This is a genomic window from Lacunisphaera limnophila (assembly GCF_001746835.1).
Taxonomy (GTDB): domain Bacteria; phylum Verrucomicrobiota; class Verrucomicrobiia; order Opitutales; family Opitutaceae; genus Lacunisphaera; species Lacunisphaera limnophila.
Genome location: NZ_CP016094.1, coordinates 1473229 through 1488712 on the forward strand (window position 1 = coordinate 1473229; position 15484 = coordinate 1488712).

The 15484-nt window shown below is 68.5% G+C and carries 11 protein-coding genes; 2 read left to right on the forward strand and 9 right to left on the reverse strand.

The window, feature by feature from the left end; translation table 11 throughout:
• The first annotated feature begins 86 nt into the window (after positions 1-86).
• Positions 87-2483, forward strand: a complete 2397-nt coding sequence (locus Verru16B_RS06225; RefSeq protein ID WP_069961475.1) for a TonB-dependent siderophore receptor — start codon at positions 87-89, stop codon at positions 2481-2483.
• 111 nt (positions 2484-2594) lie between these two features.
• Positions 2595-3386, forward strand: coding sequence for a sugar phosphate isomerase/epimerase family protein (locus Verru16B_RS06230; protein WP_069961476.1), 792 nt, complete (start codon positions 2595-2597; stop codon positions 3384-3386).
• A gap of 104 nt (positions 3387-3490) precedes the next feature.
• Here the strand turns inward: Verru16B_RS06230 and Verru16B_RS06235 are convergent, their stop codons facing one another.
• The 9 genes from Verru16B_RS06235 to Verru16B_RS06275 form a co-directional block, all read right to left on the reverse strand.
• Complete coding sequence (locus tag Verru16B_RS06235) at positions 3491-4393, reverse strand: alpha/beta hydrolase (protein ID WP_069961477.1); 903 nt, start codon at positions 4391-4393, stop codon at positions 3491-3493.
• Between the two features lie 6 nt (positions 4394-4399).
• Complete coding sequence (locus tag Verru16B_RS06240) at positions 4400-5536, reverse strand: alginate lyase family protein (RefSeq protein WP_069961478.1); 1137 nt, start codon at positions 5534-5536, stop codon at positions 4400-4402.
• Entirely contained in the window at positions 5514-7703 is a 2190-nt protein-coding gene (locus Verru16B_RS06245) for a heparinase II/III domain-containing protein (RefSeq protein ID WP_069961479.1), read from the reverse strand. Before Verru16B_RS06245 ends, Verru16B_RS06240 begins: the two co-directional genes overlap by 23 nt.
• 1 nt (position 7704) lies before the next feature.
• Complete coding sequence (locus Verru16B_RS06250; RefSeq protein WP_069961480.1) at positions 7705-9570, reverse strand: DUF2264 domain-containing protein; 1866 nt, start codon at positions 9568-9570, stop codon at positions 7705-7707.
• Positions 9567-10571 carry an NAD(P)-dependent oxidoreductase gene (locus tag Verru16B_RS06255; RefSeq protein WP_069961481.1) on the reverse strand — a complete coding sequence of 335 codons (1005 nt, stop codon included), beginning with the start codon at positions 10569-10571 and terminating at the stop codon, positions 9567-9569. Before Verru16B_RS06255 ends, Verru16B_RS06250 begins: the two co-directional genes overlap by 4 nt.
• A gap of 30 nt (positions 10572-10601) precedes the next feature.
• Entirely contained in the window at positions 10602-11708 is a 1107-nt protein-coding gene (locus tag Verru16B_RS06260) for a class I mannose-6-phosphate isomerase (RefSeq protein ID WP_069961482.1), read from the reverse strand.
• 6 nt (positions 11709-11714) lie between these two features.
• Entirely contained in the window at positions 11715-12473 is a 759-nt protein-coding gene (locus Verru16B_RS06265; RefSeq protein WP_069961483.1) for an SDR family oxidoreductase, read from the reverse strand.
• The gene (locus tag Verru16B_RS06270) at positions 12470-14218 is read right to left on the reverse strand and encodes a sodium:solute symporter family transporter (protein ID WP_069961484.1); all 1749 of its coding nucleotides are present in this window, start codon (positions 14216-14218) and stop codon (positions 12470-12472) included. The genes Verru16B_RS06265 and Verru16B_RS06270 overlap by 4 nt, the downstream gene beginning before the upstream one ends.
• A gap of 102 nt (positions 14219-14320) precedes the next feature.
• Positions 14321-15364 (reverse strand): LacI family DNA-binding transcriptional regulator, encoded by a 1044-nt coding sequence (locus tag Verru16B_RS06275; protein WP_069961485.1) that lies wholly within the window; start codon positions 15362-15364, stop codon positions 14321-14323.
• Between the last annotated feature and the right edge of the window lie 120 nt (positions 15365-15484).

Sequence of the window (15484 nt, forward strand, 5' to 3'; positions counted from 1 at the left end):
CAGGGTCCATAACTCTGACAAATGGGCTTGATCTCATTTGCTACTTATATTTATTAAGTATTAGTTTCCACCCCAACCCCAAGCGTATGACCCCACGTATTCCCGTCGTATTCACGCGGGCCCGGGCAGCAGGTTGCTGCTGCCTGGCCCTTTTTGCCCTCTCGGCCCAGGCCCAGACCACCCCCACCACCCCCACCGCCGCGCCGGCGCCAGTCGGGGAGACCGTCGTGCTCCCCACCTTCTCGGTGTCGACGAACAAGGACAGCGGCTACCGGGCCGCCAACTCCGTGTCGGCCACCCGGGTGGACACCGCGATCAAGGACCTGCCGTTCGCGATCAGCGCCTTCACCGAGCAGTTCATCACCGACGTCGGGGCGCGCGACCTCTTCGATGTGGTGCAGTACGCACCCAGCGTGACCAGTGCGGGCAAGGAGTTCAACTCCGGCAACTCGGTCTATGCGATCCGCGGCTTTGACCAGGCGCCGCAGCACAACGGTTTTGTGGGCGAGGGTTACGTGGACACCGCGACGATCGAGCGCGTCGAGGTGGTGAAGGGGCCGTCGTCGCTCCTCTACGGCCAGGTCGCCCCCGGCGGCACGGTCAACTACATCACCAAACGCGCGCACGCCAAGGCCCGCACGTCGATCAACGCCCAGTTCGGCACCCACAACTTCTGGCGCACAGGCCTGGACGTGAACCAGCCGTTGGTGGGCGACAAGCTGCTGTTCCGTTTCAACGGCGTGTATGAGAACGGCCTCGAGTTTCTCAACCCCGGCGCGCAGAAGACCCGCGTGCTGGCGCCGACCCTCACCTGGAACATCAGCGACCGGGTCGCGCTGACCGTCGACTACCAGTGGTTCCGCCGCCGGGAGAACCCGCCGCAGGCGCAGCTCAAGCCCAACGTCGAGATCGTCGGTCTCCCGCCGGCCAGCGGCATCCTCAGTGCGAGCGGGCTGCTGATCAATCCGCTCAACAACATCGATCCCGGCTTCCTGACCTACTATCCGCTCCCGCGTGATTTCAACTACGTCTCCCGAAGCGACTATCGCGACTCGGATTACGAGTCGGTCAACGCCGAGCTCACGGCCCGTCTGAACGACCACTGGACGGCGCGGGCCAACTTCAATTGGAACACGCGCCGGGTGGCCCACAAGCTGACGGGCCTCGGCGCCGTCAGCATCACCGTGCCGACCAGCTACTACCCGACCGGCGCCACCCTGCCGATCTCCGCGGCCAACTACCGGCTCGCCGCCATCGCCTACGCCGAGGACCTGCTCACGAACATTGATCTCGCGCTCCTCGCGCCCCAAGCCCAGCTGGGCCGCCGCAAGCGCCTCCAGGAGGACTGGGGCTTCGGCCGCACGTCCCAACTCGAGTTCGCCGGCAGCTATGTCACCCATGGCGTGAAGCTGAAGCCGCTCGTCGGCTTCTTCTACAACGAGTCCGTCAGCCGGGGCCTGCTGCGCTCCAGCCCGACCGCCAGCTTCTTCCCGGTCTGGGACATGAAGAACCCGGCCACGTGGAACTACGACACCGACTTCGACCCGGGCGCACAGCCCATCACCACGAACTCCCGTTCTCCCGGCCGCAACTCGGCCGCCTACGCCATCATGAACGCGAGCTTCCTTGAGGACCGCCTCAACGTCGTGGCGGGCGCCCGGTACAACAAGTCCTCGGGGGCGACCGACAATCTCCTGAACCCCGCCGCCAGCGTGGCCAAGGTCTCGGCCAAAAAGATCACGCCCCAGGCTGGCATGGGTTGGAAGATCACCCGCGACATGATGATCTATGCCTCGTACAGCCAGTCCTACGTCAACAATGCGGCCGCCCTCCAGCGGGCCAACGTGCCGATCGGGCCCGCCAAGCCCACCACGGCTGAGGGCTACGAACTCGGCCTGAAGACCGATTTCCTCGGCGGGCGCGTGTCGTCCACCGTCGCGATCTTCCAGATCGACCAGAAGGACCGCATCCTGCGCTTCAACTCCTTCAACTCCTCGGGCGTGACGGTCACGAACAGCCTTCAAGACACCATCGATCGCAGCAAGGGCATCGAGGCCGAGCTGACCTGGTCGCCGGTCGACAACTGGCAGGTCTATCTCAGCGGGGCCATGAACGACATCCGCGTCATCCAGGTTCCCCCGGGCATGGAGGCCTTCATCGGCAGCCACCCCGAGGCGACGGTCAAGGCGCTCTTCAACCTGTGGACGCGCTACAGCTTCACGCAGGACGCGGTGAAGGGCCTGTGGGTGGGCGGTGGCTTCAATCACACCGGCCGGAAGGCGCAACGCACCAACAACCCGCGGCTCTTTCTGCCCGCCGACACGCTCTGGAACTCGGCCATCGGCTACGACTGGAAGCGGGGGGACCGCGACATGAGCGTGGTCGTGAACTGGCAGAACATGGAGGACATCGAATACTATCCGGCCAACCAGCAACGCGGCCTGCCCGGTCGCGCCACGGTCTCCTTCACCACCCGCTTCTAAGCGGGTCATCGTCCCAGGGGCGCCGGCCAGGCCGGCGCCCTTTTTTATGCCGGTGCCCGACGGTTGGATTTGGCCTCGTCAGGTCCCGGACCTTTTCCGCACCATGACGCGTTGAGCTACACCCGCATTATTTCCACCCTGGGCTGTCCCGACCTCGCGCTGACCGGGGTGGGGGCGCTGGTCCGCGGCCATGGCCTTGACGGCTGCGAGTTACGCGCCCTCGGCGGCTCGCTGGACCTGCACGCCCATTTCACGGCGGAGTACGGCTCACCGGCGGGGCTGGCGGCCCGGCGGCCCGCGGAACCGGTCACGGCTTTCTGCACCTCGCTCAAGGCGGTCGGTGCGACCGCGGTGGAGCGGGAGCAGTTTCTCCAACTCATCCCGTGGGCGGAGGCGCTCGGGGTGTGCGGGCTGCGGGTGTTCGACGGCGGCACCACGGGCGACGCGGCGGAACTGGCGGCCATGGCGGACACCGTGCGGTGGTGGCGCGAGCTCCGCGCCCAGCACGGTTGGAAAACGGACATCATGATCGAGACGCACGACACGCTGCTCACGGGCGCGGCGGTACGGCGGTTGCTCGCGGTGGCGCCGGGCACGGCGATCCGCTGGGATTCGCACCACACGTGGAAGAAGGGCGGCGAGGATCCGTGCGTGACCTGGGCCGCGATCAAGGACGCGGTGGCGGCGATCGATGTTAAGGACAGCATCAGCCGGCCTTCCGCTAAACACGCCTGGACCTATGTGTTGCCGGGCGCGGGAGAATTTCCGATGGCGCCGTTGCGGAAAGTACTGGCGGCCGAGTTTGCCGGGCCGGTGAGCCTGGAGTGGGAAAAGCTCTGGCACGCGTATCTGCCCACGCTCGACGAGGCGCTTGTCGCGGCGGAGAAGAGCCGGTGGTGGTGAGGAATTGTTTGTAGGGCGGGATCTCCTAATCCCGCGGCGAACGCGTCTTGGCGGGGTTGCTTCGCCATCTCCGCCAAGCCTCCGTCGGAGACCCCGCCCTACAGCTAAGGCAATCCCGGCTGCACCGGCAGAATCTTCAGCCGTTCGAGGAAGGCATTGGATTTCGCGGCGATGATCGCGCGTTCCTCCTGGGTGCCGAGGTTGTGGGCGCCGCCGGGGAGGGTGACGAATTCGCAGGCGTTGCCGGTGGCACGCAGTTTTTCGTCCAGGGCCACGGCATACTGGTAGGGTACGACGGTGTCGGCGTCGCCGTGAAACATCAGCACCGGCGGCATGCGGGCGTCGAGTTGGTGCTGAGGGGAAAGGGCGAGGCCGTGGCCGGCGAAGCGGTCGGAGCGCTGGCCGCCGGATTCGGAGGTGTCGGCGGCGGCGCTGAGCAGGATCAAGGCGGCGGGTGGGTGGAGCGGGGCCGTGGCCGGGTCACTGCCCCAGGGCGTGGCGGTGATGGCGGTCCAGAGCGCGAGATGACCGCCGGCGGAGGAGCCGCTGACGACCACGCGCTGCGGGTCGATCCCGAGCTCGGTGGCGTGGGTCTGGACCCAGTGCAGGGCGGCACGGGCGTCGGCGACGCATTGGGTGGCATCGGTGCCGTGGCGGTTTTTCACGCGGTAATCCACGGCGATGCCGACGAGGCCGAGCTTGGCGGCGTTGCGGCCGTAGCCGGCGGATTGGAGCGGGGTGCCGTTCAGGAAGCCGCCGCCGAAGAAATGGATCCAGGCCGGGCGCCGGTCCGCGGCCGACCAGCCGGCGGGTTTGAACACGTGGAGCCGCATGGGCTCCGGCGGCAACTCCTGATAGATGAAGGTTTCGGCGCCGGGGAGGGTGAGAGGGGTTTCCACGGATTTGAGCGGCGCTAGCGCGCGGGTGGACGCCTGACTTTCGGCTGAGCTCAAGGCCGGCGGCAGGCAGGCACTGACCAGCAGAGTGGCGAGGAGGCGGATCAGCATGGCGGATTACCTCGGGTTGGCGGCGGCCTCGGCGAGCAGGTGATCAAGAAAGCCCGGTGCCAGTTTTTCGTTCTGCCGGTGAGGCCAGGTCTCGGGCGCCGTGTTGTAGGGGCGGAGGAATTCGACGGCGCGGCGCAGGCTCGCGCCGTTGGGCGCGGTGTAGGCCCAGAAGTCGGTCCCGAGCCCGGCGGCATGCCGGGCGGCGACGGCGAGGGCCTCCAGGTTGAAGACGCTGTAGCCCAGGCCGTCCGCGCGACGGATTTCCTCCGGCTGGCTGCCGTCGGGCTGGATCTGGTGGACGATGAGCGCCCGGGCTTCCTCCATCAGCGCGCGGGCCAACGTGTCCTGACCGGTGTAGCGGGCCAGGGGGATGGCCTGGGCGAAATACCACGAGCCATGGTTGTTCTTCGCCGCCCGCTCCTCGAGCGCGACCGGGGCGGTGGTGAACCAGTGCAGGAAAGCCGTGAACCACGTGCGGATGACGGTTTTCTCGTCGTGGGCGAGGGCCGGGGAATCGTCGAGCAGGCGGAGCGCGTCGACGACCTGCGCGAAGCCGCGGGAGTCAAGCAAGCCGGTGGGGTTGCCGCGGTTCCGGTCATGGCCGAGACGGACCTGGGCGTAGTCCAGGTGCGGGTTCATGCGCGTGGCCGGCGTGACGAACCACGCGCGCAGCCACGCGCCGGCGCGGCGCGCGGCGGTTTCATCCCGGTGCACGTGCCAGGCCGCGGCGAGTTGCTCGACCGTGTCACAGAATTCCCCGATGCGCTGCCGGTCACCGCGGGCGACCTGTTCGCGGTTGTGTCGGCCGTCATGCCGGACAAAGGGCAGACCGTCGGGCTTGGCCGGGTCCGGCCACCAGTAGCGCGCGTAGCTCACGTAGTCGTGCGGATCACCGCTCGGCGGCAGGACGGTTTTGTCGGTGACGGTCGTGATGGGGACGGTGAGGGCGGCTGGCGCGTGCTTGGCGAGGGTGGCCAGTTCGGCAGGGGTGTGCTGCCAGGAGTCGAGGGCGAAAGAGGGGACGGACCAGAGGACGCAGGCGAAAGCCAGCAGGGCTCCTCGTGGGCCCGCGAGCTTGCTCGCGCCAAGCCCGCGCCCGCGAGCGGGCTGCGAACAGCTTTTAGCGGAGCTGGATCGAGTCATCAGTGAGGGTGAGGAGGATTTCGGTGCCGCCGTGGGTGATGGCGAGGGATCCATCGGGCGTGAGCGTCGCATCCACGAAAGCCAGACGCAGAGGCGCTCCCTCCGGGCTGACTGAGCGATAAGGGAAGAGCACGGCGTAGACGGTGTAGGTTTGGGCGGGCGCGGTGCTTTCGAGGGTGAGGTGCGTCTGGTTGTGCCATTTGCCGGTGAGGTAGGAACCGCTGATCTCGCCCGAGGCATACTTGGGATCGACTGGGACGGGGAACCGGTCGGTGACCGTGGCCTGCCAGGCGACGCCGGGGGAGACGAGCTTCACCTGCAGGGCCGTCTGACCGCCGCTGCCCTCGAGGTGGAGGCGGTTGTCCCCCAGCCACTCGATGCCCTTTTCGCCGTGCAGCAGCCACGACAGCTTGCCCGGCGTGGCGAGTTCGACGCGGTCGCGGAGAACGAGGTAGCGTTGGTCGATGAAGACGAGGTCGCGGGTGACACGCTGCACGCGACCCTTCGGCTGAAGCGTTTGGTAGGCGGCGGTGGCGTCGCCGGTGGTGAGCACGTAACGATCGCCGGTCTCGAAGCGGGTGATGCGGCCGGTGGCGTCCTTACTCTGGGCCTTTTGGCCGAGGCCGTCGATGAGCAGCGTGTTTTTGGAAATCGTCTGGCGGGTCCAGTCGCGGTGGTGCGGGGAATTGTGGAATTCGCGATAGGCGGAATTGATTGCGAGGCCTTCGCCGTACGCGTTCAGGATGAAGCTATTTTGATCCGCGTGGCTGTGGCTGAAGGAGCCGTAGGGCGAGGATTTGAAGGTGACGTGGATGTCATTCGCCGGATCGCCGAGTGCGCTATGGAGCGAGACCCAGCCGACGTCGGCGAAGTGGCGTTGCGGCGGGAGCCCCGCGACAGGCTCGGGGCCTTGAGCTTGTCGAGACGGTTCGTTGAGCGGACGGGCGGCGGGCAGAGGGTAGGCGGAGGCGATGAAGTTGCGGACAAGAAACTCAGCGGCGGTGGGGTAGGTGCGGCTGAGATCGTCGAGGCCCTTGTCGATGGGGCGGGGGCGGCGGTCGGTGCAGAGCTCGGCGTAGGTGCGCAGGAATCCGTTCTGCTGCACGCGCGCGAGGTGTTCCATGTAGTCGGCGATGACGGGCTCGAGGTTGAAACGGCCGGCGTTGGAGGTGTCGCCGAAGGTCGTGTGGAGGTAGGGCTGGACATGGTAGACCGCGAAGAGCGGGGAGTTCCGCCAGAACGGCGACGCGTAGGCGGCGGGATCGCCGAGGGCGAGGAGGGCGTCCTGGAAAGCCGCGTGCTCGAAGGTGCCGCGCCAGTAGGCGGTGCCCTCGCCCCAGCCGCCGTCGTCGCCGCCCCAGGGACTGAACTGGTCGCGGTAGAATTGGTAGGCGTAGGTCCACCAGTCGCGCGCCTCGGGTAAGTCGTCCCACAGCGCGAGGGCGGTGAGGCCGGTCATCGGCATGAAGCGCACGGGATGCGAGGAGAGGTCGGCCGCGATGGAGTTGCGGGTGATCTGCGAGATGTTGCCCTCGTGTTCGATCCACTCGACAGAGCGGCGGCCGCGCTCGCGGAAGTGGGCGAGGATGGCGGACTTCTCGGCGGGGGTCAGCTGGTCGCGGAGCTGGTCGTAGACCAGGGGCAATTTGCGCCACAAACGGAAGTGGGCCTCATCGTTGTAGTAGATGTCGGTGGCGCCGACGACGGCGCCGGATTTCCAGTCGGGGGCGAAGTGCCAGGCGGCCGCGCCGAGGAGGAAATCGCGGGCCTTGGTGAGGTACTTTTCCTCGCCGGTGACGATCCAGCAGAGGCTGGCGGCCTCGGCGACGGCGGAGATCACGCCACAGGTGTCCTGGACCGCGCGCCACTGGTCGGCCATGGCGGAGGTGCGTTTCGAGGGGGCCGGGTCGCCGTAGGTGACGGGTTCGGCGGGAAAGGGGAGGGCGAGGTACTTGGCGTCGAGGTCGGCCTTGAGCTTGGCGAAGGCCTTCGCGCCCTCGCCGGTGGTGCAGTAGGCGCGGAAGGCGTCGTGCCGGCCGGCGAGTACGTTGGTGCGCGGGGCAGCGGCGGGGACGATCGAGGCCGGCTCGGTTGCGGCTTGGGCCCATGGGCCCCATAAGGCGGATAGGCCCCATAGAAGAAACGCCGTGCGGCGAAGTGAGCGCATATCAGGAAAGGGCGGGCAACGACCAGTGACGCAGATCCCAGTCGCCGAGTTTGGGGTGGTGGAGTTTCCAAGTGCCGGCGGGCGCGGCGAGAATTTGCCAGGGGGCGGAGGCCGCGCGGTCGGAACCACTCCAGGACAGGGCGGCGAGGAGGCCTGGGCCGTCGTGGCGGTGGGTCGTGGCGATGGGCGTGACGTGATAGGGGGCGGCGACGTGGCGGCGCTCGGTGGTGTCGTCGAGGCGTGTGTCCCAGTCCGTGGCGGTGAAACCCAGGAGGGGCTGGAGGGCGGTGCCGCGGTGGTCGGGGGAAAACGCGGTGAGGGCAGCGCGTTCCACCGGCGGAGCCGTCAGCGGCAGGGCGAAGCCCCCGAGGCTGAGGACGACCGGTTGGCGGGCCTCGTAGCGGTGGACGTGCAGCAGCCAGCCGGCGCGCCAGAAGACGAAGGTTTCGACGGAGGTGTTCACCTGGCCGGTCTTGGCGCCGAGGTTCCAGCTGTAGCCGAGGTGGTCGTCGGCGAGCTCGACGGCGACGGTCGAGTGACGGCCGAAGACGCGGCCGTCGTCGACCCGGGCCGTGAGCGCGCTGTCGGGAGAGACGGCCGAGATTTCGGGAAAGGCGTAGCAGAAGTGGACCCCGGTGCGGTAGCTGAGCTTGCTCCACTTCCACGCGCCATAGCGGAGCTGGGTGTTGCCGACCATGGAGCCGGCGTTGAGGATCTCGACCTCACCGTCGGGGAGGCTGCGGGTGACCAGGCCCGGCGCGGGCATGACCCGGACGAAGCCACGCTCGGCGGGCAGGGGTTGTTCGGGGTCGTGCCAGAAGGCGTGATCCGGCGGCAAGAGCAGCGGGGTGAAGCCCTTGGCGGCCCAGTAGGGTGAAGCGGGGGCAGAATACGGCTCGATGATCCGCGGGAAGACGTCAGTGAACCCGGGGGCCAGCGCGCCCTGCGCGGTGTAGATCGGGCGGGAGAGAAAGAAGTCGAGGTTGCGCGTGCAGAGGCGGCGCAGCAGGCCGGGGGCGAGGTCGGTGCAGGCTTCGGCGAGGGCCAGGCCGAAGACGTTCAGACAGTTGAAACGGTAGGTGATGGAGCGGCCGAACGCCGGGTGTTCCCCGCTGGCGGCAAAGAAGTGCTGGTAGTCGGCAACGAACAGGCGCGCCCAGTCGCGCCAGCGGGTGGCCCGGGCCGGGTCCGCGGGACCATGCAGATGGGTCCACATGAGGCCGTAGAAGTGGAAGGCGTAGGCGTTGTAGTGGTCGTAGGCCTGGTTGATGCCGTCCTCGAACCAGCCGCCGCCGCGGTGCATGGTCTCGAGCTGGTTGAGGTGGGCGGTGATGACGGCGCGGTCGGTGCGATGCGCGGCCCCCTGGGTTCCGAGGAACTCCAGGATGTGGACCGACATGAAAAGGTGGTTGTTATTGACGATGCCGCCGCCGCGGCAGGTGGCGAACCAGCGGAGCACCTGCGCCTGGTCGGTGGGAGCGAGCGGAGCCCAGAGGTCGCGCGGGGCTAGCTGCAGCGCGATGGCGAGCAGGCCCATCTCGACGTGGTGCTGGTGGTAGGAGGCGTCGGGCCCCCAGTATTGCGGGTGGGCGGGGTCAGTGCCGGCGACCAGGCCGGCGCGAAACCAGCGGGCGAGCTGCGCGCGGAGCGCGGCATCCTCCGGGTGCGGCGCCGACTGCAGCCAGAATGCGGCCAGCGTCAGCGGGCGGGCGAAGCTCTCGAGCCGGTCGGCCTGGGCGTCGTGGTCGGAGGGTGCGCCGGCCAGCGGCAGGTCGGCCCGGCCCGGCTGCATGAGGCCGGCCAGCGGTTCGAGCAGGCGGCGGGCGGCGTCCTGCCAGTGGCGGTAGGCGGGCGGCAGGTCGCTCATGTCGAGGTGTCGTAGACCGTTGGGGTGATGACGGCGCGCAGCGGGCGGTCCTCGGCGTAGGCGACGAGGTTTTCGACGGCGAAGGCACCGGCGTCGCAGCGGCGGTCCGTTGTCGGGCCGGCGATGTGCGGGGTGAGCGACACGTTGCGCAGGCCGCGGAAGGGCGAGTCGGCGGGCAGCGGCTCGACCCCGTAGACATCAAGGCCGACCATGATCCGGCCTTCCTGCGCGACCCGCAGCAGCGCGGCCTCGTCGACGACGGCGCCGCGGCCGACGTTGACGAACACGCCGCCGGGCCGGATGAGTCGGAGGTGTTTTTCCTGCACAAGGCCAGCGGTGGAGGGATTGAGCGGGGCGAGCTCGACGATGATGTCGTTCTCCGCGAACAAGGACTCGAGGGAGGCGGCGCGGCGGATGCCGTGGGCGGCCTCGACCTCCGGGGTCACGTCAGGGGCGAAGCTGGTAATCGTGACATGAAACGGACGCAGCAGCTGAACGAGCTCGCGGGCGATCTGGCCGTAGCCATGTAAACCGATGCGGCGACCGAAGAGCGAGGCGGTTTCGGTGCCGCCGTTTTTCCAGGCGCCTTCCGTATGCATGGCGATGGTCCAGTGCGGCGCGCGGCGGAGGCAGGCCAGGATGTGGAACAGGGCCCATTCGGCGACGACGCGGCTGATGGAGCCGCCCCAGTTGGTGACGACTAGGCCGGCCTCCAGCTGGTCGCGGCGGACGAGCCGGCGGACGGAACCGCAGAGGTAGCAGACATAACGGAGGCGGGGCGGGAGGACGGGAGGCAGGGGCGGGGTTTTCCAGCAGGCCAGCAACACCTCGGGATCCGCGGCGGCGAGGGCGGAGGCAAAATCCGCAGCGCTTTGTCCGGTCGGATCCCAGACGGTAAAGCGCGGCGTGACAGCCCGGGCCTGGCCGAGCAACGGCTCGGGGAGGAAATCACGGAGCTCCTCGGCGGTCAGCGAGGCAAGGATGGCGACGGGGCGCGGCATGGGAGAATGGGTCGGGGCGGGGGGAGAGGGTCAGGCGACCGGTTGGCCCGGGGCGGGGGCGTCCGGCGGGTAGCATTCCAGGATCGAGGCGACGGGCCCGGGGGTGATGGCCAGCGGGCCGAGGCCGGCGGGCGCGAAAAACTTGTCGTAGAGTCCGAGGTGGTGCGTCTCGCCGCCGACCTGGACGGTGCAGGCGCCGGCCGTGACAATGCCGATGTGTGCGGCGGGTTCGATCTTGGTGGCCGGGCCGCGGTAGTGCGAATGGCGCATCCGGAAGCAGGGCGTGCGTTCGGGCCCGATGAGGTCATCCTGATGCGAGTCCGGCCCGAGGGCGCGGCGCCGGCGCGGGGGACAGACGGCCTCGGTCTGAACGCGGTGGAGCGGCCAGGGGGCGGGGTCGAAGACATCGAGGCAGAAGTCGAGTCCGCGGCCCATGAAGCGCGCGGACTCCGGCAGCACGTAGCCGCCGCGCTCGAACTCGAAACGGACGACGAGGTCGCTGGGTTCCTGGACTTCGACGAGCAGGATGCCTTCGCCCAAGGCGTGGGGCACGCCGCCGGGCACGAGAAAGGTGTCGCCGGGCTGAACCGGAATCCGGTCGAAGCAGGCCTCGAGGGCAGCGAGGTCCTGGGTCTCGATCAGGCGGCGGAGTGTCGCCCGGCCGGGGGGGCGCTGGAAGCCGAGATAAATATAGGGGGCCGCGACCTCCGGACGGGTGGCGAGGACGTGATAGGCCTCGGTCTTGCCCGAGGGTGAATTCAGGAAGCGGCGGGCGAAGGCGGCGGTCGGGTGGACCTGAAAGTGCAAGCGGATCGACGGGTCCAGCAGCTTGACCAGCAGGTGGGGCGAGGCGCCGTGGGCCGCCGCATGGTCGGCCCCGAGGAAATAGGCGGGGTCGGTGGCGAGCAGGGGGGCGAAATCGTGGAGCTCACCGCCCACGCGCACCGTCGAGCGGCCCTCAGGAATGGCTTCGCGACCGGGATTGACGGCGCGGGTGGTGGAGGCGACCCAGTCCTCGGGAAAGTGGCTGTCCGCGGGGGCGGCGGCCGCGGCGAGCCGGTCGAGGTTTTGCCCGCCCTGGTAGGTGCGCCAGACGCGGTTGGGGGGGAGGAGGACGAGTTTACCGCGGGGGTCCATGGAGGTTCAGATGACGGCGCTGAGGCCGCCGTCGACGGTGAGGATCTGGCCGTTGATGAAATCGGCGGCGGGCGAGGCGAGAAAGACACAGGCGCCGGTGAGGTCGTCAGCGCAGCCCCAGCGGCCGGCGGGGGTGCGGCCCTTGATCCAGGCGTCGAATTTCGGATCACCCGCGAGCGGGGCGGTGAGCTCGGTGAGGATATAGCCGGGGGCGAGGCCGTTGACCTGGATGTTATGCTGCGCCCACTCGGCGCACATGGCGCGCGTGAGCATCTTGAGGCCGCCCTTGGCGGCGGCGTAGTTGCCAGTCGTGGGCCGCGCGAGGTCGCTCATCAGCGAGCAGATGTTGATGATCTTGCCGCGGCGGCGGGCGATCATGCCCGGGGCGACGGCGCGGGTGACGAGGAAGGCGGAGGTGAGGTTGGTCTGGAGCACGGCGTGCCAGTCGGCCAGGGGCATGGACTCGAGCGGACCGCGGCGTTGGATGCCGGTGTTGTTGACGAGGATGTCGACGGCGCCGAGGCCGGCAGCCGCGGCCTGCACGGCGGATTCATCGGTGACGTCGAAGGCGGCGACCTCGATCGCGGCGTGGCCGGCGGCGCGCAGACCGGTGGCGGCGGTGGCGAGCCGCGCGGGGTCACGGCCGTTGAGGACGACCTGGGCGCCGGCGGCGGCCAGGGCCTGGGCGAGGGCGAGACCGATGCCCTGGGAAGAGCCGGTGACGAGGGCGCGGCGGCCCGCGAGGCTGAAGGAGGGCGCGTTCATGCTTTGAGGGGGCGGCCGGAGCGGATCAGCAGGACGCCGATCAGCACGACCGTGCCACCGCAACCGAGGAAGGCAAGGCGACCGACCAGCGGGTTGGGGATGAACGCGAGCAGGCAGACGAACACCCCGTACGCGAAGGAGAGCCAGCCCACCGCGGAGGACTGTTGGGTGTCATTGGCGTTGGCGGCGCCCTCCTCGCGGTCAAAATCAACCGGTGTGGTCATCTGGGTGAAGAATGCGTCAACCTGCGCGCGATGTTCCGGCGCACAGCGCGACCAGAACAGCTTGGTGCCGATGAACCAGGTGGAGGCGAGGATGACATTGGCGAAGAACTGGAAGCCCTGGATCCAGTATTCGCGGGAGGCGGCGTCCAGGGGCAGCGGGTGGTTGAACAGGGCCGCACCCCACTCCGGCGTGAAGAACTGGCCGACGACCATCGAGCCGAAAAACCCGACCAGCACGGTGCTCCACGCTGACCACGGCGGGGTGTGGCGGATCACGAGGCCGAGCAGCAGCGGCACGGTGACCGGCACGCCGATCAGGATGCTCACGCGCTGCATCATCAGGAAGAGGCCGAGTTCCTTGATCTCCGCCATGCGGATGGCGATGGAGATCACCAGCACGCCCAGCACGAAGGTGGCGAGGCGGCCGACCCGGAGCAACTGCCGTTCCGTGGCCTGCGGCCGGAAGAGCGGCTGGTAGAAGTTCTTCACGAAAAAGCCCGCGTTCTTGTTCAGGCCCGAGTCCATGCCCGACATGGTGGCCGCGAAGATGCCGCTCACGAGCAGCCCGAGCATGCCGACCGGCATGACCACCTGGGAGATGGCGATGAACGAGGCCTCGTCGGGGGACTTGAGGGTGGGGAAAATAGCGGCGAGGTCGATCTGCAGCGCCCGGGCGGCCATGGGCGGGAGAAACCAGATGAAGATGCCGACCACGAAGAGCCCGGCGCCGAGGTAGCCGGCCCAGCGGGCGTGACGGCTGTCCTTCACGCTGAGGTAGCGGCCGGCCTCGAAGAGGTTGTTCGTGCTGATGATCTGCTTGAGCAGCATCGCGGTGCACCAGAGGCCGAGGAACTCCTTGGTGAAAATCTCGCCGAGGTTGAGGTGGGCCACGGGCAGGCCGGCGACAAACCCGTCCCAGCCGCCGAGCCGCAGCAGGGCGAGGACGGTTACCGCCGCACACACCGGCATGAGGATCAGCACCTGGATGAAGTCGGCCGCCAGCACGGCCCAGCTGCCGCCGAGAAGGGTCATCACGAGCACCACCACACCCGTGACGAGGAGCGTCCAGGTGAGGTCGAGGCCGAAGATGGCGGCGAAGAAGACGCCGAGGGCGTTGAGGTGGATGGCCGCCTGCAGGGTGCTGAGGGGGATCTGGAGCCACATCATGACCTGCTCGCTCACGGCGCCGAAGCGCTGGCGGATGGCCTCGACGGAGGTGATGACGCGCGTCTGCCGGAACCGCGGGGCGAAGAACACTGCGTTGAGCACGAAGCCCACGGCGTTGGCGACGAAGATGGCCATGACCGGCCAGCCATCGAGGTAGGCCTTGCTGGCGGCGCCGGTGAAAGTCCACGCGCTGAAGGCCGCCATGAAGGCAGAGCCCCCCACCATCCACCACACCGCCTTGCCGCCGCCCCGGAAGTAGTCGCTGATGTTCGTCACGAACTTCCGGAAGACCCAGCTGATCGCCAGCATGTAGCCAAAGTAGAAAACGAGCACGGCGTAGTCGAAGCGGGTCATGGGGTGGGGTCGTTCAAGACAATATAATAATTATTAAAGGCCAAGCCAAAAAACCGCCGGGCAGCGGCGCGGGGCCGGGCGCGGCGGGCCGGGGTCATGGGATCACCGGGCGGGGCCGGTGGAGTTGCCGACCACGAGGGGGGCGGGGAGGACGAGGTCGCTGAAACCCTCGGCGGGGGTGCCCTCGCCGGCGACGAGGCGGGCGGCGGCCTCGCCGAGCTTGTCGGGGCTCGTGCCTGCGCCGGTGATGCGCAGCGCCCCTTCCACGCTCAGGCGGGAGACGTCGGCCGAGGCCAGGCTGATGTCGCCGGGCACGCGCCAGCCCGCGCGCTGCAGGGTGAGGGCGGCGCCGTAGGCCATCTGGGAGTTGTAGGTGACGAAGGCGGTGGGGAAGTCCTTGCGCTTGGCGTGGCGCAGCAGGGTGTGGATGGCTTCGGCGCCCTCGGCGCGGTCCGCCTGGTTGACAATGACGGTGTAGCGCGGATCCAGGGCCAGGCCGAGCGGTTGCAGGGCGGCGGTGAAAGCGGCGAGGCGGGCGTTGTGCCGGCCGAGGCCCGCGTTGCCGCCGAGCCAGCCGAAGCGCTGATGGCCCAGGTTGAAGAGGTGGCGGACCAGCTCGGTGAGGGCGCCGGGCTCGTTGCCAAGCACGGAGTGGCAAAGCCCGTGGTAGCGGGCGGACACGGCGACGACGCGCCGGGTGTGCCGGCACAACTCACCCAGAAAGGGCCGGGCTACTTCACCCAGCACGACGACGCCGCCCAGGCGGTTGCTGGGATGGAAACACTGGCCGAGCTTGGCCGGGCTGAGTTCGTCCTCGGCCCCGAGATAGACCAGGCGCTGGCCGAGCCGCTCGAGTTCCTGGTGCAGGCCATGCTGGACGTGGCCAAAGTAGGTGCTGGGAATGTAGAGGCGCAGCGGGGCGCGCAGGATGTAGCCGATCTGCCCGAGGCGCGAGGCCTCCGGGGTGGAGTCGACGCGCATGCCCTTGGGCAGGTAGCCCTGGCTGATGGCGCGATCCCAGATGCGCTGGTAGGTGTCGGGGTTGATGCCCGCGCTGCGTCCGTTGAGGGCGAGGGAAACGAGGGCCTGGGAGACGCCGAGCTCCTTGGCGAGGAGGGTTTGGGAGATTTTTTTCTTCGGCCGCACGCTCCAGCTCTTGATAAGTATGACCGGAGGTTCAACGCCTTATTGGCCAGGAGGGCGCGGGAATCTGGAGCCACGGCGACCCCGCCATGGTTTGGACGAAGACCGCAGCGAGGTTGCCGC